Below are 22884 nucleotides of genomic sequence, written 5' to 3'. Positions count from 1 at the left end.
TCGAGGTGGAAACCGCCGGTGATGTCGAGGCTGAGGATGATGCTGGCCGCGGTGACGAGTCCGATGGCTACCCAGAGGCGGGGGAAATGATTTCTTTGAACACCACGAGGGCGATGAGGGAGGTGGCGACGATTTCGAAGTTATTGAGTAGGGAGGCGTTGGCGGCGGTGGTGCGGGCGATGCCGAGCATGAGCAGGATGGGGGCGGCGATGTCCAGCACGATCATGGCGATGGTGTAGGGCAGGTCGGCGCGGGTGAGGCGGTCGGCTGGGTTGGGGGTGTGGGTGATGCGGTGGCCCAGGGTGATGAGGAGCATGCCGCTGCCGGCGCCGAGGTAGAGGAAGGCCGCCATCATGGTGGGGGTGGTGGTGGCCAGGATGTATTTTGAGGCGGGGGCGGAGAGCGCGTAGAACGCTGCCGCCAGGATGGCGAAGAGGATGGCGGTGTTTTTCTTGGATGTTAGAGGCATGCCGTATTCCTGCCTGGTTGGGGTTGTGAACAATGGAAATTGTAGATTGTGGGTGAGACTCACACAAGAATTGCTAGCCTGATCGGGTGGGAGCCTTTAGACTGGGAAATTAGTAACCAGGTAAGGAGCATGGGCCATGGTGAGTTGGAATCCTGCGTATTTTCCCAGGCGTGGGCGGAGTTTGGGGCGCAGCATTTTGATGTGTGTGTTATTGGTGGGGTTCCGTGGGGGCGGGTGCGGCGTTGGATGCCGCGAGTAGGGGGTTGAAAGTTGCGGTTGTGGAGGCGCGGGATTTTGCCTCTGGCACGAGTTCGCGGTCGTCGAAAATGTTTCATGGCGGGTTGCGGTATTTAGCGATGCTGGATTTTCGGCTGGTGGCGGAGTCGTTGCGGGAGCGGGAGCTTTCGATGTCGACGTTGGCGCCGCATTTGGTGAAACCGTTGCGGTTTATTTTCCCGTTGACGCATAGGGTGTGGGAGCGGCCGTATATGGCGTCGGGGTTTGCGCTGTATGACTTGATGGGTGGGGCGAAGTCTGTGCCCATGCAGAAGCATTTGTCGCGGGCGGGCACGTTGCGGTTGGCCCCCGGGTTGAAAGATGACGTGGTAGTTGGTGGGGTGCGGTATTTTGACACGCTTGTCGACGATGCCCGCCACACGTTGACGGTGTTGCGTACGGCCGCGGAGTTGGGGGCGGTTGTTCGGCCGTCGACGCAGGTGGTGGGGTTGACGAAGGTGGGGAGTCGGGTGGTGGGGGCAAGGCTGTTGGACACCGACACGGGTTCGGAGACCACACTATCGGCGGATGTGTTTATTAATGCTACGGGGGTGTGGACGGAGGAGATCCATAAGCTTGCCGGGGTGACGGGGCCGTTTACGGTGCGGGCGTCGAAGGGGGTGCATATTGTGGTGCCGCGTGATTGTTTGGATGCGGATGCTGCGTTGTGTTTTGTGACTGAGAAGTCGGTGTTGTTTGTGATCCCGTGGGGGGAGTATTGGATTATTGGTACGACTGATACTGATTGGGATAAGAATTTGGCGTATCCGGCGGCAACCCGGGCGGACATTGACTATATTTTGGCGCATGTGAATGAGAAGGTGCGGCACCCGATCACGGTGGCGGATATTGTGGGCGTGTATTCGGGGTTGCGGCCATTAGTGAGTGGGACGTCGGAGTCCACCACGAATTTGTCCCGTAACCATGCGGTGGCGCGGGTGACGCCCGGATTGGTGTCTGTGGCTGGTGGGAAGTACACCACCTACCGGGTTATTGGTCGGGATGCGGTTGCGGCGGCGGTACAAGATATTCGGGGCCGGATGGTACCAGAGTCGGTGACGGATGCCACGCCATTGTTGGGGGCGGAGCGGTATCAGGCTGTGGCGAATCACACCCCGGCGCTGGCTCACCAATATGGGTTGACGACGGCGCAGGTTGAGCATTTGTTGGGAAGGTACGGGTCGTTGGTGCGGGAGGTGCTGGCTTTGGGGGTGAGTGATCCTGCCCTGTTGGCCCCGATCCCGGGTGCGCCCCGGTATTTGCTGGTGGAGGCGGTGTATGCGGTCACCCATGAGGGGGCGCTGCATGTGGCGGATATTATTGAGCGGCGGTTGCGGATCGCTATGGAGTATGGGCATCGGGGGGTGGAGTGCGCCGCACCGATTGCGCAGGTGGTGGCACCATATTTGGGGTGGTCGGCTACGGAGGTGACTGCTGAGGTGGATGGTTATGCCGCAACGGTTGCGGCATTACTATCTGCGGAGCAGGAGGCAACCGATGCTGGGGCGAATGAGATGGTGGCTCGGGTGTCGGATCCCCGGAGTCGGATTGATGTGAGTCAGGATAGGTGAGACATGTTTATTGCTGCTATTGACCAGGGCACGACGTCGACTCGGTGCGTTATTTTTGATGCGGATTTTTCGGTGGTGGGGGTAGGCCAGTATGAGCATGAGCAGATTTTTCCGCATAAGGGGTGGGTGGAGCATGATCCGGTGGAGATTTGGGATAATGTGCGACTTAGTGTTGCGGCCGCATTGGCGGAGGCGAATGTGGCCCGGGAAGATATTGCTGCGGTGGGGATTACGAATCAGCGGGAAACGACGGTGGTGTGGAATCGGCATACGGGGAAGCCGGTGTGTCATGCGATTGTGTGGCAAGATACTCGGACGACGAAGTTGTGTGAGGAGTTGGCTGCCGCTGGTGGGGGCGCGGATCGGTGGCGGGAGACCACGGGGTTATTGGTGAATTCGTATTCGTCCGGCCCGAAGTTGCGGTGGATTTTAGATAATGTGCCGCACGCTAGGGAGCAGGCGGTGGCGGGGGATTTGCTGTTTGGGACGATGGACACCTGGTTGTTGTGGAATTTGACGGGTGGTGCGGCCGGCGACCAGGGGAAACCCGCAATGCATGTGACGGATGTGACGAATGCGTCGCGGACATTGCTGATGGATATCCGGTCGTTACAGTGGGATGCGGACATTTGTGCGGAGTTGGGGATTCCCATGAGCATGCTGCCGAAGATCTGCCCCAGTGTGGGGGAGTTCGGGCAGGTGCGGCAGCGGGGCGTGTTGGCCGGGGTGCCGATTGCGGGGGTGTTGGGGGATCAGCAGTCGGCAATGTTCGGGCAGGCGTGTTTTTCCCCGGGGGAGGCGAAAAACACGTACGGTACGGGCCTGTTTTTGTTGCTCAATACGGGAATGGAGCCGAAATGGAGTGAGAATGGGCTCATCACAACGGTGTGCTACCAGATTCGGGGGCAGCGGCCGGTGTATGCGTTGGAAGGGTCGGTGGCCATTGGTGGGGCGTTGGTGCAGTGGCTGCGGGATAACCTGGGGATTATTCGTGACGCCTCCGAGGTGGAGGAGTTAGCGTTGCAGGTGTCGGATAACGGTGGGGTGTATATTGTGCCGGCGTTTTCGGGGTTGTTTGCGCCTCGGTGGCGGCCGGATGCGCGGGGAGTGATTGTGGGATTGACGCGGTTTGCGAATAGGTGCCACTTGGCGCGGGCGGCGTTGGAGGCAACAGCGTTTCAAACGAAAGAGGTGGTGGATGCGATGGTGGCGGATTCCGGGGTGCCGCTTACCCAGTTGAAGGTTGATGGGGGAATGGTGCGGAATAATTTATTGATGCAGTTTCAGGCGGATGTGGTGTGCACGGATGTGGTGCGGCCGCGGCTGATTGAGACTACCGCATTGGGGGCGGCGTTCGCGGCCGGGTTGAGTGTGGGGTTGGTGCAGGATTTAACACAGTTACGGAATCAGATTCGGCCGGAAAAAACCTGGTCGCCCAGGCGGATGCCGCAAGAGGTTGCGATGTTATATTCGGAATGGAACCGAGCCGTGGAACGAACTTATGATTGGGAATGATGAAAAGGAGTGTTTTCTTATGGATAATAATCGGGAACAGTTGTATCGGGCGGTGCACCCGGAGGGGACGCATTTAGCGTCATCGAAAGATACGGAGGGCTCATATCGGGGGGTGCTGCTTGATAATGAAACAAACCGGGTGGTGGGCCAGGCGGAATTCGTGCTGGTTGAGCCGGAACCGGAACCAGAACCCGAGTCGGAGCCGCCGGTGGTGATGCCCCCACAGGTAGTGGTGCCGGTAGCGCAGCCGCAGGCGCAATCCGGTGGGATGCCGGCGTGGATGATTGCGTTGGCATCAATGCTGAGCACGCTTATTGCCATGAGATTGCTTTCGTGGCTGCGTAATTAAAAACGGCTCACACCATAATCAATATGGTGTGAGCCTTATCTTGTCGGACTGACAGGATTTGAACCTGCGACCCCTTAACCCCCAGTCAAGTGCGCTACCAAACTGCGCCACAGTCCGAGTGTCGCTTTTGGCGACTTGTTTAGGTTACATCATGAGGCCCTAAAGCGCCAACCGGGGGCGTTTATGCTGGTTGCACGTCCTCAATGATGATGCCGTGGGCGAGCATGGCCTGGATCTCATTATCGTTGGCTGCGGCGAGGAGTTCCATGCGGTCGGTGTCGGTGAGCTGGTCACCGATGAGGGCGATTTCGCGGCGCAGGTGAATGGTGGCGGATTCGGTAACAATGCGGGAAACCGTGACAGAAACATCATCCAACGTGGTGATGCGGGATTCGTTGGCGGCCACCCGAATGGCCTGGCTGGTGGCGGCGGCCAGCGCGGTGAGAATAAGCGAGGTGGGGGCCACACCTAGGTTTCGGCCGCCATGGGCTTTATCCCGGTCGGTGTACAGCGTGTGGGTGCCGGTGCGGACAACGTCGGTAAACCGGCCGGCCTTGGTGGTGCGGGAAATAGCCACTCCCTCGGGGATCACATCGGCAGCGGTAGGGGCAGTGTCCGGGATGAGGTACTGCTGTGACCAGGTGGCAATCATGCGGGCTGCCGCCGCGGCGGTACCCGGTTTGGTGAGGAGATGATCCGCCTTATTCAACGTGACAAGGGACTTGGGGTAGCGGGTGGTGCGGTAAATGTTTTGGGCGTTGTCGATACCCACGGTTTGGTCGATGGGGGAGTGCAGAATGAGCAAGGGTCTCCGCAGGCGGGGCAGGTAGGATTCGGGGTTGGTTTCGGCCAGGTCCTCTAGGAACTCCCGGGAAATCGTGATGTCGCGGCCCCCAAGGGTGAGCGTGACTGCTCCGGTGGCGTCCACCTCGCTGATCCGGTCGGCAAAATGCAGGACCGCGTGGGCCGGATCAAATGGGGCACCAATGGTCGCCACCGCCTTGAGATCCTTGATGCTGGTTGCGGCCTTAAGCGCGGCGGCGCCGCCGAGGGAATGGCCGATGAGCAGCTGGGGGGTGCGGTAATTGTCGGCAAGCCACTGGTGGGCGCTGATGATATCGGCCACGTTTTCACTGAAACAGGTTTCATGAAAATCACCTGTGGACTGGCCCAGGCCGGGAAAATCAAACCGGAGGCAGGCAATGGACTGCTCGGCGAGGGTTTTACTCACCCGGGCCGCCGCGGGGGTGAACCGAGAGCCAGTAAAACAGTGGGCAAAAAGGGCGTAGGCGACTGGTTCGGTGTCGGGCATGTCAATGGTGCCGGCCATGGTGTGGCCGGCGGAACTAGGCAGCTGAACACTCATCGAATGCATGAAGATTGTTCTCTTTCGTAGGCTAGGAAAAAACGCATCACTAGCTTAGGACATAATCGGGGGCGGATAAATTCTCTGGTGTTGTGATTACTATTAAGGATAAATTTAAGATGCGACGGTATGAGGAGGCATGTGGTGGCTGGTTTCGACTGGTTTTGGAAAGCAATGGGCGGCAAACAGGGCCGCAATCAAAAACGCAGCTTGGCCATTGTGGACCAGGCCGCAGCCCGGGTGGCGAAACTAAACGCCCGTTCAGATGAGGATCTGGTAGCTCGGGCCCGGGAGATCACCGCATCGGGTGAGGTTGCGGACGCGGCAGAATTTTTGGCCATATTATCCATAGCCGCCACCAGAACCCTGGGGATGACCCCGTTTCCCGTGCAACTCCAGGCGGTGCTGCGCCTGCTGGAAGGCGACGTGATCCAAATGGCCACCGGTGAGGGCAAAACCCTGGTGGGAGCCATGGCAAACACCGGGTTCGGGCTGATGGGCAAGCGGGTGCATTCGGTCACCGTGAACGACTACCTGGCGGCCCGGGATGCGGAATGGATGGGTCCGCTGGTGAAATTTTTCGGCCTGACGGTGGCGGCGGTCACGGAGTCGATGACCACGGATGAGCGTCGAAAAGCATACAAAGCAAACATTGTGTACGCGCCTGTCAACGAAATCGGCTTCGACGTGCTACGCGACCAGCTCATCACCGACCGGGCAGATGCGGTCCAACACGGGGCGGACGTGGCGCTTATCGACGAGGCCGACTCGGTGCTAGTCGACGAGGCCCTGGTGCCCCTGGTGCTGGCTGGCAACGAGCCCGGAACCGCACCCGGCGGCCGAATCACGGACCTGGTGCGCAGGCTAAAGAAAAACCAGCATTATGTGGTGGACGAGGACGGGCGGAACGCCTCACTCACCGACGTGGGGGCGCGGCTGCTGGAACGCCAACTCGGCATTGCCTCACTCTACGATGACGAACACGTGGGCAGCACATTAGTGCAGGTCAACCTGGCACTGCACGCGCACGCGCTCCTCACCCGGGACGTGCACTACATCGTGCGGGACGGCAAAGTGGCACTTATCGACGCCTCCAAAGGCCGGGTGGCGGACCTCCAGCGGTGGCCCGATGGGGTACAAGCCGCCGTGGAAGCCAAGGAAGGCCTGGCCGTGACGGAGGGGGGCCGCATTCTCGACACCATCACCTTACAGGCCCTCATGCACCGATACCCCATGGTGTGCGGCATGACCGGCACCGCGGTGGAAGCCACAGACCAGCTCCGCAGTTTCTACGACCTGCGGGTTAGCGTGATCGACCGGAACGAACCACTGCAACGCTTCGACGAGGCAGACCGGGTGTACGCCACAATCCGGGATAAAAACCGGGCCATCATCGACGAAATCAAAGCCATCCATGACACGGGCCAGCCGGTGCTGGTCGGCACCCAAGACGTGGCGGAATCCGAAGCATTGGCCGAAGCCCTGCGGGAATACGACATCGACGTGAACGTGCTCAACGCGAAAAACGACGCGGAGGAAGCCCGAATCATCGCCGAAGCCGGGGACATTGGTCGGGTCACCGTCTCCACGCAAATGGCCGGTCGGGGCACCGACATTAAACTCGGCGGGGCGGACGAAAACGACCACGACGCGGTAGTGAAACTCGGCGGGCTTGCCGTGATCGGCACCTCCCGGCACCGCACCGCCCGGCTGGATAACCAACTGCGGGGTCGGGCCGGCCGGCAGGGGGATCCTGGGCTTGCCCTATTCTTCGTCTCCCTGGAAGACGATGTGGTAGTCGTGGGCGGCGCTGGGGAAGAAGTCACTGCCCGACCCGCGGCGGACGGCAGTATCGAATCGAAACGGATTCGGGACTGGATCGAACACTGCCAGCGGGTTACCGAAGGCCAACTGCTGGAAATCCACTCCCAAACCTGGAAATATAATAAACTCCTCGCCGACCAACGCGATATCATTGACAAACGCCGGGCGGAACTGCTCGACACCGACCGGGCCTGGCAGGAAATCTTCGAACGCTCCGCCCGCGCCACCTTATTAGACAAGGAGCTACCCCGCGACACCCTGGTGCGGGCGGCTCGGGAAATCATGCTCTACCACCTAGACCTTGGGTGGAGCGACCACCTGGCGCTCATGGATGATGTGCGGGAATCCATCCACCTGCGGGCCATTGCCCGGGAAACCCCCATCGACGAATTCCACCGGATCGCGGTACGCGAATTCAAAGAATTAGCACAGCGGGCGGTGGATAACGCCGTGGATACGTTTAACGAAGTACCAATCGACGCCGACGGGGCACATCTTGAGGAGCAAGGACTCGCGCGGCCGTCCGCAACCTGGACCTATATGGTGTCGGACAACCCGCTAGCTGGCTCGGGGAATTCGCTGCTCCGCGGCATTGGTAATATCTTCCGGTGAGTTTTATGCGTCAGGTGAGATGAAATTACACAGCTGTTATTTGTGTTACGATAGCTTACAACGACGCCACAAGCTGGAGATAGCTTATGAGTTCTGCCCAAAAACAGAGTTCAGGCGCTATTATGTTTACATTGGTTGAAAATTATTATGCGGGTGGTTCCGATGTTTTCCTTGCATCACATTGTGAATGCATCCGGTAATTATAAACTTTGTTGATGGAGGGTTCACGCATGAGTGATAACAACGATAACCAGGATGTTCAGGTTGAGACCACATCCGTGTTTCGCGCTGATCTGCTGAAAGAAATGGAGAGCGGAGCGGCAGCACCCGCCACCGGTTCTGACATCACCCCACCAGCCGGCGCCGCCATTTTGATCGTGAAGCGGGGGCCGAACGCCGGCGCTAGGTTCTTACTGGATCAGGAAACCACCACCGCCGGCCGGCATCCCGAGTCGGACATTTTCCTCGACGACGTCACCGTGTCTCGCCGGCATGCTGAATTTCGGCTTAACGACGGAACTTTCGAAGTTGTGGATGTGGGATCCCTCAACGGCACCTATGTCAATAGGGAACCTCGCAACTCACAGGTGCTATCTATTGGTGATGAAATCCAAATCGGTAAGTTCCGACTAGTGTTCATTGCGGGTCCGGAAAACTGAGAATTTAACGTTAAAGTTGACGTTTAGCCCACCGCCGTGGTTTTTTCGGGCACAATCGGTAGGTAGCACTAGGGATGCGGTATTTCGGCATCCTTATAAAGTCAAAATAATTTTGTCGTTGTCCATCCCCCGAGCCGGAAACACTAGTCCATGAGCGCAATCCCACAACCTACTGGGCCCGATCCCAAACCGATTAATATCGGTGAGGTACTCAAGCTGCTAACACCAGAATTCCCTGACATTACCCTGTCGAAAATCCGGTATCTGGAGTCGGAGGGGCTGGTGTCTCCCCAACGAACCAGTTCCGGCTACCGCAAATACACCAACGCGGATGTGGAGCGGCTGCGTTATGTCCTCACCATCCAGCAAGAAACCTATATGCCCCTCAAAGAAATCAAAAAGCAGCTGGATGCCATGGATTCCCGTTCAGTCATTCCCATCACTAAAGCCGCAACGGCCCAAACCATTATCAGCCCCGAAAAATTTCGAAAACCGGCTATCACCCGCCTAAGTGATGTGGAAGTCGCCAAGAAAGCGGGGGTAGAACTGCAATTTGTTATTGATTTGGCTAACGTAGGAATTATCGGACCGGATCAGTCAGGATTTTTCACCGCTGATGACATCCAAGTGGTGAGTACCGCTAATGCCTTGAGCGAATTTGGTATTGACGCCCGCCATTTAAAATCGGTGAAAAATGCTGCAAGCCGGCAGGCTGGTTTGATTTCCCAGGTTGTTACCCCCCTAGCCAAGTCCAACAAGGATGTGGCTAGAGAACAGGCCGAAGAAATGAGTCGGCGAATGTCAGCACTTGTAGTTTCCTTGCATGCGGTTCTGGTGAAGAATGAATTGCGTAACCAATCAGGTTAAAGTTGGCTTTTTATGACCTACCATCTCGTTGAATACCTCCAAATTTCGGAATTCCCCGAAAACCAATATTGCATCGTGCTGCGGTGGATTGAGAAAAACCGAATACTACCCGTGTGGATCGACGCCGCCGATGCATTTGAACTGTTGCAACACGAGGCTGGGGTGCCAACGCGACGCCCACGCATGGTCAATGTTCTCATTGATTTGGCAGCTGCAACGGCGGGTGGGTTCAAGGAAGTTCACATCGATTCCTACTTTGCTGGTGACTACATTGCCAGCTTGGTTACCAATAATGGGGACGAACTTGAATGTCGCCCCAGCGACGCCATGGGGGTGGCATATTTACTAAATTTGCCGATCATGGCGAGTGAGGATGTGTTATCACATGCCAGCGTTTTTATTTCCGAAGCCGACCTGGAAACCTGGTTAGGCCTCTACCTCACCACGGATCCAGTCGAATCTCACCTTGAGGAGTCAGCATCCGGTGACGCGGCCGCCGATGCGGATTTTTCCAAGCTCATGGAGAGCATGGGAGTCAGCGAAGCGGATTTATTGGGTTCGGATGATAACCCCCCAAAAGATTCGAAAGAATAATAATGAAGATACTTTTGTCGCGGGTGAGTGACAAAGATCTAAAATAAGTTTAAACTTCAACCTGAGGTTTAAATTAGCGGCGTGTCGCAGGCCCTCACAGTGGAGCTTCGTTAACCTTGCCCTAACGCCCTAACAAAACCATGAAGTTCTTTAATGGAGCATAAGACCGCAAGGAGTGCGAACAATAATGACTAATGACCACCCCATTCAAGAATCACTCTTCGATATGGGAGGACCCGACGAAGCCCTCGGCTATCGAGTGCCCATAGCCTGCCAAGTCGCCGGCATCACCTACCGGCAACTCGACTACTGGGCCCGCACCAAACTCGTCGAACCTAGTATCCGCACCGCCCGCGGCTCCGGGTCGCAACGCCTCTACTCCTTTAAAGACATTTTGGTCCTAAAAATCGTCAAACGACTGTTAGACACCGGCATTTCCCTCCAAAACATTCGACAGGCCGTCGACAAGCTCCGGGACCTCGGCGTCGAAGACCTCGCCGAAATCACCCTCGTCTCTGACGGCACCACCGTTTACGAATGCCGCAGCGCCGAAGAAGTCATTGACCTGCTCGGCGGCGGACAAGGCGTGTTCGGCATTGCGGTGCCCGGCATCATGAAAGAACTCACCGGCACCATTTCCGCATTCCCCTCGGAACGAGTCGACCAACCCGCCACCACCGACACCACCCCAGAATCGGAGGTCGATGAACTCGCCGCTAGGCGTCGCAAAAGCTCCTAAAAAACCGACGTAACAGTCGGTTTCTCTTATTTCACCCCACTGAGCTTTTCTATCACATCCGCCACATTATCAGCGGTCGTCACCACCTCAGATGCCTGGGCTGCCTTCATTAACTCGCTGTCCTGCGTACCAGTACCCACATGCACCACCGATAGCTCCACTTTCGCAGCCTTCGCCGCGGACAGCGCCTGCGTCACCGCCGACATATCCCCCAAATCCGACGTGCCAGTAGTAACGAGCACCACCCGGGCAGGCTGACCAGACTCCTTCGCATACGACGTGGCATAATTCACCGCCGCCACCGTCGCCGCCCGAGTCTGCGGCACACCACCGGTAGTAAACCCAATCGCCGTATTACCAATCTGCTCATTCGTCATCGACGAGGCAAAACTCACATTCTCCCGCCACCCCTTTTTCACCCCCGGGTTCAGCGGTGACGAATAATTCCACAACGCCACCTGGTGCTGTGCCCCCACCATCGGCACCGCCTGCGCAATCGCATTCGAAACCACCTGGAACCAGGTTCGGCCATCATCCGACGCCTGCGCCATCGCCGCCGACGTATCAAACAGGAACAACGTATTCGCACTCGTCACAGCACTTGCCGCGGCCTGCGGCTGGGCCTCCGGGGCCGGAGCGGGAGCAGGAGATGCTGGCGCCGCCGAATTCGCTTCCGTATCAAACTGCTGCAACGCCTGCGTCGCCGCCAATGACGTCACCGACGTGGCCTGCTTTCCAGCATCCGCGTTGACCATGCTAGAACCAAGATCCGCCCCGGCTCGCACCGCATCCTCCGCGACCGTATCCGTGGCCGTCAACGACACCACCCGTACCGGCTGCACCACATCCTTGATCTCGGTAAATGTGTAATTCGCCGGCGCACTTGTTTCGTTGACAACAATGAATTTCTTGCCGTCCTGTACCGCAGACGCGACCGTCACCGATTTATCCTTTGTCAACGCCTGCTTCGTGGCGTCCACCGAATTATTATTCAAACTGGCCGCAACCAGCGCCGATGCCATCGCATTATCCTTGACCGGGTAGGTCACATCGGTGAGTTTCTCCCGGCTGACATCGTGTTCCGTCGACGCAATTCCCACCTTCATTACCTGCACGATCGGCCATTCAGCTGCGGCCTGCGCCGGCGCCCGCTGTGCCTGGGTCACCGCTTGCGCTGCCATACCGTCCGACTCGTCAGTAATATACGCACTCGCCTCCGCCAACGACTTGGTGGCCTCCGCAGTAATGCAATGATCCCGCACCACCGGTTTCTTCGCATTATATTGGTCGATAACGTTAGTGGCCAGCGACTCTGCCCCCGCCGACGACGCTATTTTCACCGTGAGATCACCAGCCAAGCACTTCGACTTATCCGTAGTCGAATCACCATGAATTGCCTTAACCCAAAACACAATAATGATGACGGCAACAACTAAACACGCGATAACCACATACACATGCGTGGAAAACTTGTAATTGGTGAGTCCATCGGAATGGCGCCCCATGGCAGAGATACCCTTTCTATCATGTTGCCGCGACAAAGATTTTCCGGCATATAACTTTTATTCAAAGGGCCGGCATTAATCTCCAATGTTACCGTTTAGTTATAGTTGAACGCGAATGCCTGCTCGATCGTGGTCAGGATCCGGTGCCGTAATAAATCCCCCGCATGAGCCAATAATCGTTGCCGATGTACATACTCGTGCTTCCCCTCGGGGGTCTCAATCGGGACCACCCCAAACCCTAAACTTCGGCAATCATACGGGGACGCTTCCATATCCAAAATACGGGCTTGCCATGCCAATTCAAACGTGTCCAACCATAAATCCCCGGGAATGAGCGGCCCCAATTTCGCCGCCCATTTATACAAATCCATCGTGGCGTGTAGGCACCCCCGTTGTTCCCCATGCTCCCGGTTTTCACGGGTTAAAACTGTGAGATTTAGGGGTTGGGCTTCGGGGGTGAAAAATCGGTAAGCATCGAAGTGGGTGCATTTGATGGTGTGCTGTTCTACGACCTGGTTGGTTTCCGCGGGGGTGAGCCGGAGGGGAAGATTGTGGCGGGGATGGTCGGTGCGGTAAACCATGGCCCATTCGTGCAGGCCAAAGCAGTCGAAACGGGTGGGGTTGGCGGTGGTGTTTGTGAGGATGGTGCGGATTTGGGTGATGGCAGGTTTATGCGCGGCGAGGAAGGCGGACACGTCTGTTGTGGTTACCCCATTGTGGTGGTAGTAGTACCGCCAGGCGCTGTGAGGGCTAGCACGGTGAGGGTCGGCGAGCCCAATGCCGATGCCGGGGTGCCAGCGGTGGAGGTGTGAGATTCGGATGGGGTAGTACTCGAACAGGAAATCGAAGATGGGGTGGGCGGTGCCGGCTTTACGACGGGCGAGGTGGTCGTCGGTGTAGCGGCGGGCACGGGTGATGTGGTTATTGTTGTGGGCGCGCCATTCGGTTTCGGTGAGGATGTTCATGCTGCTGGTGGTGTGGTGTTGCCGCCACGGTTATTGCTGTGGGTCCAGTCGTTGAAGGTGCCAAGGTATTCCTCGATAAGATCTTCGAGAGTGACGACGCCGACGACGCGGCCGTGGTCCCGGACTTGGGCCATGTGGGCGGATTTGTGGTGGAGGTCGTGGAGAGCCCGGTCGAGGGTTTCATTAACGTCGATATTGTGCAAGGGACGAATCTCGCTACGGTGAACAATAGCGTTGGGTGGGTAGGTTTTGCCGGCGTCAAACCGGTCGAGGACGTCTTTGACGTGGACATATCCCTGGAAGGTGCCGGGGGTGATTTCGACTGGGAAGCGGGAGAAACCGGTTTCTCTGACGGCTTGTTCGACGTCGGTGAGCAGGGGGCCGCGGGCACCGAAGGTGAGGGTGCGGACTTTGGTGAGAGGGATCATGACTTCGGCGAGGGTGCGACCGCTGCGGAGGGCCTTGCTGAGGCGGGCGTGTTCTTCCGCATCGAGGAGGCCCTCGGAGCGGGATTCGGTAATCATGGTTTTGAGCTGGTTTTCGTCGACGGTGGCATTGAGCTCATCGCGCTGTTCGATGCCAACGAGTTTGAGGGTGTGGCGGGCGACGGCGTTCATCATGCTGATGAGGGGACGAGAGAGTCGTGCCCAAAACAGTAGTGGGGGAGTGAGCCAGATGGCGAGGGTTTCCGGGTTGGTGAGGGAAATGTTTTTGGGCACCATTTCGCCAAGGAGGATATGGAGATAGGTAATGATGGCGAGGGCGAGAACGAAAGAAAGGGGATGCAGAAGCTGGTGGGGAATGCCGAGGTGTTCGAAGGGGATTGTTAGGTAGTGGGCGATGGCAGGTTCGGCGACTTTGCCGAGAATGAGGGAACAAATAGTGATGCCGAGTTGGCAGGCGGCGAGGTTGATAGAGAGGTGTGATATGGCGCCGAGAACTCGGTTTGCTCTGGTATTGCCGTTGGCAATGAGGTTTTCGATGCGGTCGCGGCGAGAAGAAATGAGGGCGAATTCGGCAGCAACGAAAAGGGCATTGCCGCCGAGGAGGGCGATAATGAGGGTGATGGTGGTGATGACTCCCATAGCTTATTCCTTAGTTTAGGTTGGTGGTGGGGGTGAGGAGTACTTTGTCGACGCGGCGGTCTTCCATGGCGAGGACAGTAGCATGCCAGGTGGTTGGCGGTGGGGTAATGTCGTCGGTCGGCTGGTTGGCGGTGGGTGGGAGTATGAGTTCGTCGCCGGTTTTGGGGATGCGTCCGAGGTTATACATGATGAGCCCGCCGAGGGTTTCGTAGGGGCCTTCGGGGGCGAGGTATCCGAGGTTTTCTTCCAGTTCATCGAGACGGACGAGACCGGAGATAGTCCAGGTGCTGGTGGTGTTTTGGTGAAATTCTTGCTGTTCTTCTTCGTTGTCGTGTTCATCGTAGACGTCGCCGAGGATTTCTTCGATGACGTCCTCAATAGTGATGAGGCCGGCGGTGCCGCCGTATTCGTCCTTGACCAGGATGACTTGGGCGCCAGCGGCGCGGACAGTATTGAGGACAGCGTCACCATCGAGGGATTCGGGGACGGCGCGGACGGTGTGGGCGATGCTGCCTAAGGTGGTGGTGGCGCGCTGGTGGGTGGGGATAGCGAAGGCGTCTTTGTAATGGACGATACCGATGGTGTCGTCAAGGTCGCCGTTGACGACAGGGAAGCGGGAATAGCCGGTGGTGGCGGCCTTGGCGAGGAGGTCAAGGATGGTGTCGTCGTGGGAGAGGGTTTCGATAGTGGAGCGGGGGGTCATGAGCTCCTCGGCGGTGGTGGCGCCAAAAAGGAGGGAGCGGCCTAGGAAGTTGGCGATGGTTTCGTCGAAGCCGTCGTCGCCGACAGAATTGCGGACTAGGGTTGTGAGCTCTTGGGCGGACCGGGCGGTGGCGAGCTCGTCGGCAGGTTCGATACCTATGGCGCGGACGAGGGCATTGGCGGTTTTATTAAGGAGGGTGATGAATCCTTTAAAGATGAGGTTGAAGGCGTGGGCAGGTTGGATAGTAAACCGGGCGGTACGAATGGGGTTGGTGATAGCAATGTTTTTAGGGACAAGCTCGCCGAAGACCATGGAAAGGAAAGTGGCGATGATGAGAGCAAGGACGAGGGCCGTTGGGGTGGTCCAGGTTTCACTCAGTCCGGTGAGGCGAAGCAGAGGATTGAGGAATTTAGCGAGGATAGGTTCCGCGAGGTAACCGGTGGTGAGAGTGGTGATAGTAATGCCAAGTTGGGCGCCGGATAAAACAAAAGAAAGGTTATGGAAGGCGCGTTTGACTGCGTGGGCGCGGGAATCGTTATGGGTGTTAAGGTCTTGGTCGATGGTGGCGCGTTCGAGACCGGTGAGGGCGAATTCGACGGCAACGAAGAGGCCGGTGCTGGCGGTGAGGAGGATGAATCCTATGAGTGACAGTATGGAGAAGAGGAGATCCATGGTGGCTAGTTTCGGTGTCGACGATTGGTTGAGCGGACCTAGGAGAAAATCCTAGGTCCGCTGGTTGTGGTGTGGGTTAGGCTTCGATTTCGGTGCGGTTACCGGACCAAAGGGTGTGGTAGGTGCCGGGCTTATCGACGCGCTGGTAGGTGTGGGCGCCGAAATAGTCGCGTTGGCCCTGGATGAGAGCGGCGGGAAGCCGGTCGATGCGGAGACTGTCGTAGTAAGACAGGGAGGACGCGAATACGGGGATGGGCTGGCCGATTTGGGTGGCCAGGGTGACGACGCGACGCCACGAATCGATGAGACCAGCGAGCTCGGCCTTGAAATAGGGATCAAGCAGGAGGGTTGGTAGTTCGGGATTGGCGTTATAGGCCTCGACGATGCGGTTGAGGAATTTCGCGCGGATGATGCAGCCACCACGCCAGATGGTGGCAAGGTCGCGGGGGTCAACATTCCAATTGTGGTCGGCGGAGCCGGCGGTGATTTCGTCGAACCCTTGGGCGTAGGCCACAAGTTTGGATGCGTAGAGGGCGCGGCGGACGTCTTCGATGAAGGTGTCGCGGTCGACGCCGAGTTCGGCAAGGGTGGTGAGGGTGCCGGAGGGCAGGTTGCCGATGGTGGCTTGGCGTTGGTTCGTGGCCCCGGAGAGGGCGCGGGCGAAGACAGCTTCGCCGATGCCGGTGACGGGAATCCCAAGGTCGAGGGCGGCTTTGACGGTCCAGCGGCCAGTGCCTTTTTGACCGGCGGAGTCAACAATGAGGTCGATGAGAGGCTTGCCGGTTTCGGCATCCACCTGGGCGAGTACCTCGGCCGTGATGTCGATGAGGTAGGAGTCAAGGTCGCCGGCGTTCCAGGTGCGGAAAACCTCGGCGATTTCGGCGGGGGTCATACCGGCGCCGTAGCGGAGGAGCTGGTAGGCCTCGCCGATGACCTGCATGTCGGCGTATTCGATGCCGTTGTGCACCATTTTGACGAAGTGGCCGGCACCGTCGGGGCCGATGTGGGTGACGCAGGGGACACCGTCGACGTTGGCGGCGATGGATTCGAGGAGGGGGCCTAGGGCTTCCCAGGTTTTTTCCGGGCCGCCGGGCATGATGGCTGGCCCGTTGAGGGCGCCTTCCTCGCCGCCGGAGATGCCGGCGCCGACGAAGTTGAGGCCACGATCGGCTATTTCTTGTTCGCGTCGGATGGTGTCGGTGTACAAGGCATTGCCGCCGTCGATGATGATGTCGCCGTCGTCCATGGCGTCGGCGAGTTGGTGAATGACAGCGTCGGTGGCGTTCCCTGCCTGGACCATGATGATGGCGCGGCGGGGTTTTTCGAGGGATGCCACGAAATCAGTGATGGTTTCGGAGGGGATGAAGTCGCCTTCGGCGCCGTGGTTGGCCATAAAATTGCGGGTTTTTTCCGTGCTGCGGTTATAGACCGCGACGGTGTGGCCATTGCGTGCGAAGTTGCGTGCGAGGTTGGATCCCATGACGGCGAGTCCGACGACGCCGATTTGGGCGAGATTGCCTTGTTCAGTCATGGTTTCTTAGTCTAGCCCCCAATGGGGGAATAGGAAATATGCAGCGGTGTTGATGCAAGGTTGCGGCACGATTTTCCCGCCCATATTTTTATATTTGTCTTAATATATTATCGTCTACAATCATTTTATTTGCGTAGTATTCTTATTTTTAATTTCCATATTGATATCATGTTTTATATAAAAAGCAGTTAGTTTCTTCATCAAGATTACCGTACCAGGCGATGTATAATAATATCTTTATGTATAACGTAGTCGCAGGTAAAAGCATGTTTTAAAAATAGTGTTTCGCTAAAATTGCCCATTAGTTGGCATGTGTAGTGATGTGCGTGAAATGTATTTCCGTACAATAGAATTGAGGCATACTGACAACATTGCGAAAAGATGGGTGCTAATTTTTAAGAAATAATAGATATGATTGTGGGCAAAATGAGATAAAAACCACTCATAAAAAGTGACGACGGTCACTTATTTCATGGGTGACCGTCGTCAGGAATCTTTCGCATATTATATGTAAAACATGGACCATGTGAAAAAATATTTATACCGTTTAACCTGGTATTTTACCAATATCTTTCGTGGGTTTTTGGTCTGAAATACCGCAGAATGACCGCACCGCGTCGCGGACCTCGTCTTCCGCCCCCGGCCACAGGTGCGCATACACCCCAAGCGTTGTTGCCGGCGACGAATGTCCCAACACCCGTTGCACGACCGACACGCTCACCCCGGACTCGATCAGCTTAGAAGCGTAATAGTGACGTAAAGCGTGAAAGGTTGTGGTTACCCCAACTCGTTTCGTCAGGTTTTTAAATTGGGTTCCGATCGCTAGGGAATTATAGGGCTCGCCGCTTTTCGCCGCGAAAATGGTTTCCTCCCGGCCGCGGGGTCGTTCCCGCAGTTGCGTGTTCAATGCCGCCAGGGTTTCCTCCGTGAGTGGAACGGTTCGGGAGGCCCGCCGCGATTTCGGGGCGGTCGGCTCCGCACTATTCTGGCTCACCTGTTGGGAAACGTGCAGTTCCCGGCGGAAGAAATCCACGTCCTTGACCCGCAACCCCCCGATTTCGCCGCCGCGCAGCCCCGTGGTGGCCGCCACGATAATCATGCGGGCCAGTTGCGGGTTCGGCGACACTCCCCGGCCGGACGAGTAGGCCGCCCGAATCAGGGCCTGGATTTCCTCGGTATCTGGGATATCGTCGCGCTCTACCTGCTTTGACGCGGATGAAATCACCACACCCCGCATGGGGTGGCGTAAAATCACGTCGTCGTTGACCGCCTGGGTCAAAATCGCCCGCAGCTGGCCGGCGATCATGCTGATGGTGTTTGCCGCCAGCGGGCTGCGGTCCGACACCCACGGCCGCCCGGTTTCTAAAACGTGCAGCCAGGAGCGGACCATTGCCGGCCGCAGCGCCGTGATTGGGATGGGGGAGAGGTCACCAAGGTTTGCCAATAGGTAGTTCCGTGCCTGCTGGGTATTGGGTTTCGCCGACTGGGAGAGTTTCTTTTTCACCAGTTCATGCACGGTGATGGTGCTGGTTTGCGGGTCCAGCCACTCGCCGCGGCGGACGGCGCGGATCTGGTCGTCTTCCCACGCCTTCGCCTCCCGTTTGGTTCTAAATGTTTTACTGTGTTCCTTGCCGGAGGCATCGCGGTACCGCCCCTGCCAGCTGATCCCGGTGTTTCGTATCCGCTTTGTTGGCATAGTCCGCGCCCCTACGATAAAAATTTTCTCTTGGCTATCCCATATATGATAGTGAAAATTATGTGAGCCAGGAAGCTTATTATCCACGTGCTACTGAAAATAAGTAGGCTAATTACTATGACACATACAGAAATCCCCAATACTGCGGCTGACTTGTTGGAACTACTGCATAACATGGGGGAAAATGGGCTACACATTCGAGAACTAGCCCGTCTCAATGATCTTTCCGGCGGATTCTGCAATCAGCTCGGGTTGCGGTTCACCGAGGCGGATCGGGAACACATTGTGGCCGAATTGCATGTGACCCAGGAGCATTTGCAGATCACCGGCATCGTTAACGGTGGGGTGTGCTGCGCGATTGCGGAAACCGTGGGGTCGATCATGGGGATCACCGCCAGCAATGGGAAAGTGGTCGTGGGCATTAATAACAACACGAACTTCATTGCCCCGGTATCTGCCGGGGTTATTACCGCCGAGGCGAAAGTCATTCAGCCGGGGCGGCGGACCCAACTCATTTCCGTGGACATGTTCCACCGGGGCCACTTGGTGGCCACCTCGATAGTGCGAACCATGGTGATTGATGAAAAGAACTAAAGCCAATTGCGGCGTTTAAACGCCCACCATACTGCGATGACGATGACGACCATGAGGCCAAGGGCGCCGAAATAACCATACTTCCACGCCAGTTCCGGCATGTTTTGGAAGTTCATGCCGTAAATGCCGGCCACCAGTGTGGGCACGGCCGCCATGCCTACATAGGCGGAGATGGCACGCATGTCGGCGTTTTGTTGCAGGGAAATCTTCGCCACGGCGGCATCAATGAGGGCGGTGAGCCGCTCGTTGGAGCTATTGACCGAGTCTTTGGCCACGATCTCGTGGTCCAGCACATCCCGGAAATAGCTGCGCAGCTCCTCACCCTCCTTACGGGTTTTCAACAACTGGTTGAAGGTACTCAGCGCGGGTTCGAGGGGGTTAATAGCGTGCCGCATCTCTAGAACCTCGCGTTTGAGCAGATAGATTTGGTCAACGTTGAGTTCTGATTGGGGGGTGAAGACTTCTTCTTCCAACACGTCGACGTCTTCGGAAAGCTCGTTGGCAGCCCTGCGGTAGTCGTCGACAAGCGCGTCGGCAATGGCCCACGCTAACCCCAATGGTCCTTGCTTGGTGGCGGGCTCGTTGTCGGTGATGGTGATGCGGGATTTCAGGTCCGGCAGGGGAGTGTTGTGGCGGATAGTGATAATGAAATGCTTACCCAACACCATTTGTACCTCACCAACCTCAATAACCTGGCGGGATTGCTGCACCGAATCCTGTCGGTTATCAAAATCGGAGTATTTCACGGATTTCAGCACCATGAATATTTGGTCATCGTAGGTTTCCACCTTGGGGCGTTGGTGGGCAGCAACGATGTCATCAATGATGAGATCATGGACCTTAAATGAGTCTGCAACCGCGTGCATGTGGTTGGCGTTAGGTGCGTTGAGACTCAGCCACACAAACCCGTGCGGGTGCCCACCCTCCCGTTTCGCCTCGGCCAAATGACGATGCAGGGTTTCCAGGGCGCCAGCATGCTGCTTGAGTTCCCCGGGCATGCGGATGCCGTCGATGAAAATGCAACAATGATCGACCACGTCGGCGAACGAACGATGCGGGGCGGGAGGTTTCTGCGCCGCGGCGGTGGCTGAGGGGATGAGGTTTTTAGGGGTAAGGGGAAACCTGCGGCGAGACATATCACTCTCCTTAAATATTTTTAGTGTGGGGTTACTAGCAGCTAGACTGTAGCGCATGCCAACCTGGAACGAAATTGTAAAAAACAACCCTGCTCACTCTATCAACTATGCCAACCGATGGCAGATGTTGGCGGAGCAGGGGCATGACATTGTTGGTGAGGCGCGGCTTATCGACGCCATGGCGCAGCGGGGATCCCGCATTTTGGACGCCGGCTGTGGTCAGGGTCGACTCACGGGATTCCTCACCGATCGGGGGCACACCGTGGTGGGGTTTGACGTTGACCCGGTGCTGATCGACATAGCCAAGGAAGCGAATCCTGACGCCACCTTCTATGTGGGGGATTTAAGCACAGACGAAATCCCCGAATCCGACTTCGATCTCATCGTGTCCGCCGGCAACGTCATGGGGTTCCTCGCGCCGGAGGGTCGCCAACCAGCCCTTGACCACCTATACCGGGCGTTGAAAAACGGTGGGCGGGCCGTGATCGCTTATGGTAGTGGCCCCGGCCGGGCCTGGAGCTTCCCGGAGTTCTTTGCTAATGCGGAAACCGCCGGTTTCGTGGTGGAGCATAAATTCTCCTCCTGGGAGTTGGACCCGTACACGGACCGGTCGGAATTCTTGGTGGCAGTGCTGCGCCGCCCCAAGCCCTATGGCCTGGGGCAGTAGGGGATTAGTGTTCGGGTTTCTTCTCTACCTCGTGCATGGCGGCGCGGGCGTATAACTGTTGGCGGGTGGCTGCCAGGTTCCACCGGTTCCGAGACAGGGCATTAATGCCCCAAGAAACAATGGAGGTGATCCGGTTGCGGAACCCCACCAGGAACATGACGTGCACCACCAGCCACAACACCCAGCCGAAGAAACCGGTGATCTCCACATTGCCCATTTTCACCACGGCATTAAACCGGGAGATGGTGGCCATGGACCCCTTGTCGAAGTATTCGAAGGTGGGGCGTTCCATGTCGGAGCGGCCCTGGGCCTCGGCAGCGATTTGTTCCGCCACATATTCGCCAGCCTGGATGGCTACCTGGGCTACGCCGGGAAGATTCTGGTAGTTCATCATGTCCCCAATGACGAACACGTTTTTGTCACTACCAACGCTTAAATCATGGTTGACCAGCACCCGGCCGGAACGATCCACCTCGGCACCCAATTGGTCGGCAACCATCTTCCCCAGTGGGGAGGCGGCCACGCCGGCGGACCAGATCTTACAGAACGATTCAATGGTGTAAACCGTATCGTCGCCCTTCACCTGGTATTTCACCGTGCTGTCGGTGATGTCGGTGACCATGGCGTTCAGTTTGACGGTCACCCCGATTTTCTCCAATTGGCGTTGGGCGTTACGGCCGAGCCGTTTCCCGAACGGCGGCAACACCTGGGGTGCGGCGTCGAGCAGAATGATCTTCGCATTGGCGGGATTCGAACGCCGGAACGAACCCGCCAGGGTGCGGTGCGCCATTTCGGCAACCTGACCGGCTAATTCCACACCGGTGGGGCCGGCACCCACGATCACGAAAGTGAGCAGGCGTTCCCGTTCTAGGGGGTCCTCGGTGACTTCGGCGCGTTCAAACGCGCCCAGAATCCGGGCGCGAAGCTCTAGGGCGTCGTCAATGGTCTTCATGCCGGGGGCGAACTCGGCAAAATGGTCGTTACCGAAATAGGATTGGCCGGCGCCGGCGGAAATGATGAGGGAATCATAGGAAAACACCTTGGTGTATTCGGATAGTTCCGCGGTGACGGTTTTGTGTTTGGTATCAATGCCGGTGACTTCGGCCTTAAACACACTCACATTATCCTGGTTAGCGAGAATCTGCCGGGTGGAGGGCGCAATCTCGCCGTGAGAGAGGATGCCGGTCGCCACCTGATATAACAGGGGTTGGAATAAGTGGTGGTTTGTGCGGTCGATGAGGGTAATGTCCACATTTGCGTTTTTGAGGTTTTGGACGGCGAAAAGCCCGCCGAAGCCGGAACCAATAACGACAACGTGATGGCGACCACCCTCGGGACGATAGGGAGCGTCAGTCATGACAGTATAACTCCTGCAGTTAGGCAATGATAATGCTTCACCTATGGTAGTCGGCGTTTCAGCAAATAACACATTCGAATCGGGATCGGTGTGGCACCGCGGGGTGGGGAAGTGTGCGAATTACACTATTTG

19 protein-coding genes, 1 tRNA gene and 1 pseudogene are annotated in these 22884 nt (G+C 57.3%); 10 read left to right on the top strand and 11 right to left on the bottom strand.

What is annotated here, in order from left to right; translation table 11 throughout:
- Positions 1 to 67: 67 nt before the first annotated feature.
- Positions 68 to 469: an EamA family transporter gene (locus HBA49_RS12925; protein ID WP_244248387.1), complete on the bottom strand. Its 402-nt coding sequence runs from the start codon at positions 467 to 469 to the stop codon at positions 68 to 70.
- Positions 470 to 598: 129 nt separating this feature from the next.
- On the opposite strand from HBA49_RS12925, the pseudogene HBA49_RS06195 reads away from it, so the two are divergent.
- From HBA49_RS06195 to HBA49_RS06185, 3 genes and pseudogenes are all read left to right on the top strand, one after another.
- Positions 599 to 2316: pseudogene (locus HBA49_RS06195) on the top strand (glycerol-3-phosphate dehydrogenase/oxidase).
- Between the two features lie 3 nt (positions 2317 to 2319).
- A complete protein-coding gene (gene glpK, locus HBA49_RS06190; RefSeq protein WP_005526515.1) occupies positions 2320 to 3831 on the top strand; it encodes a glycerol kinase GlpK in 1512 nt (503 codons plus the stop codon).
- A gap of 19 nt (positions 3832 to 3850) precedes the next feature.
- Complete coding sequence (locus tag HBA49_RS06185; protein ID WP_005526085.1) at positions 3851 to 4180, top strand: hypothetical protein; 330 nt, start codon at positions 3851 to 3853, stop codon at positions 4178 to 4180.
- Positions 4181 to 4223: 43 nt separating this feature from the next.
- Here the strand turns inward: HBA49_RS06185 and HBA49_RS06180 are convergent.
- Both HBA49_RS06180 and HBA49_RS06175 read right to left on the bottom strand, forming a co-directional pair.
- Positions 4224 to 4297, bottom strand: a tRNA-Pro gene (locus HBA49_RS06180).
- A 64-nt stretch (positions 4298 to 4361) separates the two neighbouring features.
- The gene (locus HBA49_RS06175; RefSeq protein ID WP_005525768.1) at positions 4362 to 5555 is read right to left on the bottom strand and encodes a bifunctional alpha/beta hydrolase/OsmC family protein; all 1194 of its coding nucleotides are present in this window, start codon (positions 5553 to 5555) and stop codon (positions 4362 to 4364) included.
- A gap of 135 nt (positions 5556 to 5690) precedes the next feature.
- Between HBA49_RS06175 and secA2 the strand changes: the two genes are divergently transcribed.
- From secA2 to HBA49_RS06150, 5 genes are all read left to right on the top strand, one after another.
- Positions 5691 to 7982, top strand: coding sequence for an accessory Sec system translocase SecA2 (gene secA2 / locus HBA49_RS06170; RefSeq protein ID WP_005526402.1), 2292 nt, complete (start codon positions 5691 to 5693; stop codon positions 7980 to 7982).
- 230 nt (positions 7983 to 8212) lie between these two features.
- The gene (gene odhI / locus HBA49_RS06165) at positions 8213 to 8641 is read left to right on the top strand and encodes an oxoglutarate dehydrogenase inhibitor Odhl (RefSeq protein ID WP_005525903.1); all 429 of its coding nucleotides are present in this window, start codon (positions 8213 to 8215) and stop codon (positions 8639 to 8641) included.
- 150 nt (positions 8642 to 8791) lie between these two features.
- Positions 8792 to 9508 carry a transcriptional regulator FtsR gene (ftsR, locus tag HBA49_RS06160; RefSeq protein ID WP_005526124.1) on the top strand — a complete coding sequence of 239 codons (717 nt, stop codon included), beginning with the start codon at positions 8792 to 8794 and terminating at the stop codon, positions 9506 to 9508.
- A 12-nt stretch (positions 9509 to 9520) separates the two neighbouring features.
- On the top strand, positions 9521 to 10102 hold the full coding sequence (locus HBA49_RS06155) for a bifunctional nuclease family protein (RefSeq protein ID WP_005521240.1): 582 nt from the start codon (positions 9521 to 9523) through the stop codon (positions 10100 to 10102).
- Between the two features lie 187 nt (positions 10103 to 10289).
- Entirely contained in the window at positions 10290 to 10841 is a 552-nt protein-coding gene (locus tag HBA49_RS06150) for a MerR family transcriptional regulator (protein ID WP_005525633.1), read from the top strand.
- Positions 10842 to 10867: 26 nt separating this feature from the next.
- On the opposite strand, the gene HBA49_RS06145 is transcribed toward HBA49_RS06150, so the two are convergent.
- The 6 genes from HBA49_RS06145 to HBA49_RS06120 all read right to left on the bottom strand — a co-directional run bounded on the left by HBA49_RS06145 (position 10868) and on the right by HBA49_RS06120 (position 18998).
- Positions 10868 to 12346 (bottom strand): vWA domain-containing protein, encoded by a 1479-nt coding sequence (locus HBA49_RS06145; protein ID WP_005526268.1) that lies wholly within the window; start codon positions 12344 to 12346, stop codon positions 10868 to 10870.
- A 95-nt stretch (positions 12347 to 12441) separates the two neighbouring features.
- A complete protein-coding gene (locus HBA49_RS06140) occupies positions 12442 to 13311 on the bottom strand; it encodes a hypothetical protein (protein ID WP_005526376.1) in 870 nt (289 codons plus the stop codon).
- A complete protein-coding gene (locus HBA49_RS06135; protein ID WP_005521236.1) occupies positions 13308 to 14396 on the bottom strand; it encodes a hemolysin family protein in 1089 nt (362 codons plus the stop codon). The genes HBA49_RS06140 and HBA49_RS06135 overlap by 4 nt, the downstream gene beginning before the upstream one ends.
- A gap of 10 nt (positions 14397 to 14406) precedes the next feature.
- Positions 14407 to 15771: a hemolysin family protein gene (locus HBA49_RS06130; protein ID WP_005525946.1), complete on the bottom strand. Its 1365-nt coding sequence runs from the start codon at positions 15769 to 15771 to the stop codon at positions 14407 to 14409.
- 76 nt (positions 15772 to 15847) lie between these two features.
- On the bottom strand, positions 15848 to 17302 hold the full coding sequence (gndA, locus tag HBA49_RS06125) for an NADP-dependent phosphogluconate dehydrogenase (RefSeq protein ID WP_005521234.1): 1455 nt from the start codon (positions 17300 to 17302) through the stop codon (positions 15848 to 15850).
- A gap of 547 nt (positions 17303 to 17849) precedes the next feature.
- Positions 17850 to 18998, bottom strand: a complete 1149-nt coding sequence (locus HBA49_RS06120) for a tyrosine-type recombinase/integrase (RefSeq protein WP_112767189.1) — start codon at positions 18996 to 18998, stop codon at positions 17850 to 17852.
- 117 nt (positions 18999 to 19115) lie between these two features.
- Between HBA49_RS06120 and HBA49_RS06115 the strand changes: the two genes are divergently transcribed.
- Positions 19116 to 19592, top strand: coding sequence for a PaaI family thioesterase (locus tag HBA49_RS06115; protein WP_005521228.1), 477 nt, complete (start codon positions 19116 to 19118; stop codon positions 19590 to 19592).
- Here the strand turns inward: HBA49_RS06115 and corA are convergent.
- Positions 19589 to 20728, bottom strand: a complete 1140-nt coding sequence (corA, locus tag HBA49_RS06110) for a magnesium/cobalt transporter CorA (protein WP_005525539.1) — start codon at positions 20726 to 20728, stop codon at positions 19589 to 19591. The genes HBA49_RS06115 and corA overlap by 4 nt on opposite strands.
- Positions 20729 to 20783: 55 nt before the next feature.
- On the opposite strand from corA, the gene HBA49_RS06105 reads away from it, so the two are divergent.
- Entirely contained in the window at positions 20784 to 21395 is a 612-nt protein-coding gene (locus HBA49_RS06105; protein WP_005521225.1) for a class I SAM-dependent DNA methyltransferase, read from the top strand.
- Between the two features lie 4 nt (positions 21396 to 21399).
- On the opposite strand, the gene HBA49_RS06100 is transcribed toward HBA49_RS06105, so the two are convergent.
- Positions 21400 to 22752, bottom strand: a complete 1353-nt coding sequence (locus HBA49_RS06100) for an NAD(P)/FAD-dependent oxidoreductase (protein WP_005526161.1) — start codon at positions 22750 to 22752, stop codon at positions 21400 to 21402.
- Positions 22753 to 22884 lie beyond the last annotated feature (132 nt).

This window comes from Corynebacterium matruchotii, from assembly GCF_011612265.2.
Taxonomy (GTDB): domain Bacteria; phylum Actinomycetota; class Actinomycetes; order Mycobacteriales; family Mycobacteriaceae; genus Corynebacterium; species Corynebacterium matruchotii.
Note: the sequence above shows the minus strand (reverse complement) of the source record. Positions and strands in the feature narration are given on the sequence as shown.

Coding starts and splice junctions, on each gene's coding strand:
- gndA (WP_005521234.1), bottom strand. CDS start 17,302: ATGACTGAACAAGGCAATCTCGCCCAAATCGGCGTCGTCGGACTCGCC.
- glpK (WP_005526515.1), top strand. CDS start 2,320: ATGTTTATTGCTGCTATTGACCAGGGCACGACGTCGACTCGGTGCGTT.
- HBA49_RS06145 (WP_005526268.1), bottom strand. CDS start 12,346: ATGGGGCGCCATTCCGATGGACTCACCAATTACAAGTTTTCCACGCAT.
- HBA49_RS06120 (WP_112767189.1), bottom strand. CDS start 18,998: ATGCCAACAAAGCGGATACGAAACACCGGGATCAGCTGGCAGGGGCGG.
- HBA49_RS06100 (WP_005526161.1), bottom strand. CDS start 22,752: ATGACTGACGCTCCCTATCGTCCCGAGGGTGGTCGCCATCACGTTGTC.
- HBA49_RS06185 (WP_005526085.1), top strand. CDS start 3,851: ATGGATAATAATCGGGAACAGTTGTATCGGGCGGTGCACCCGGAGGGG.
- corA (WP_005525539.1), bottom strand. CDS start 20,728: ATGTCTCGCCGCAGGTTTCCCCTTACCCCTAAAAACCTCATCCCCTCA.
- ftsR (WP_005526124.1), top strand. CDS start 8,792: ATGAGCGCAATCCCACAACCTACTGGGCCCGATCCCAAACCGATTAAT.
- HBA49_RS06140 (WP_005526376.1), bottom strand. CDS start 13,311: ATGAACATCCTCACCGAAACCGAATGGCGCGCCCACAACAATAACCAC.
- HBA49_RS06175 (WP_005525768.1), bottom strand. CDS start 5,555: ATGCATTCGATGAGTGTTCAGCTGCCTAGTTCCGCCGGCCACACCATG.
- HBA49_RS06130 (WP_005525946.1), bottom strand. CDS start 15,771: ATGGATCTCCTCTTCTCCATACTGTCACTCATAGGATTCATCCTCCTC.
- odhI (WP_005525903.1), top strand. CDS start 8,213: ATGAGTGATAACAACGATAACCAGGATGTTCAGGTTGAGACCACATCC.
- HBA49_RS06115 (WP_005521228.1), top strand. CDS start 19,116: ATGACACATACAGAAATCCCCAATACTGCGGCTGACTTGTTGGAACTA.
- HBA49_RS12925 (WP_244248387.1), bottom strand. CDS start 469: ATGCCTCTAACATCCAAGAAAAACACCGCCATCCTCTTCGCCATCCTG.
- HBA49_RS06105 (WP_005521225.1), top strand. CDS start 20,784: ATGCCAACCTGGAACGAAATTGTAAAAAACAACCCTGCTCACTCTATC.
- HBA49_RS06135 (WP_005521236.1), bottom strand. CDS start 14,396: ATGGGAGTCATCACCACCATCACCCTCATTATCGCCCTCCTCGGCGGC.
- HBA49_RS06150 (WP_005525633.1), top strand. CDS start 10,290: ATGACTAATGACCACCCCATTCAAGAATCACTCTTCGATATGGGAGGA.
- HBA49_RS06155 (WP_005521240.1), top strand. CDS start 9,521: ATGACCTACCATCTCGTTGAATACCTCCAAATTTCGGAATTCCCCGAA.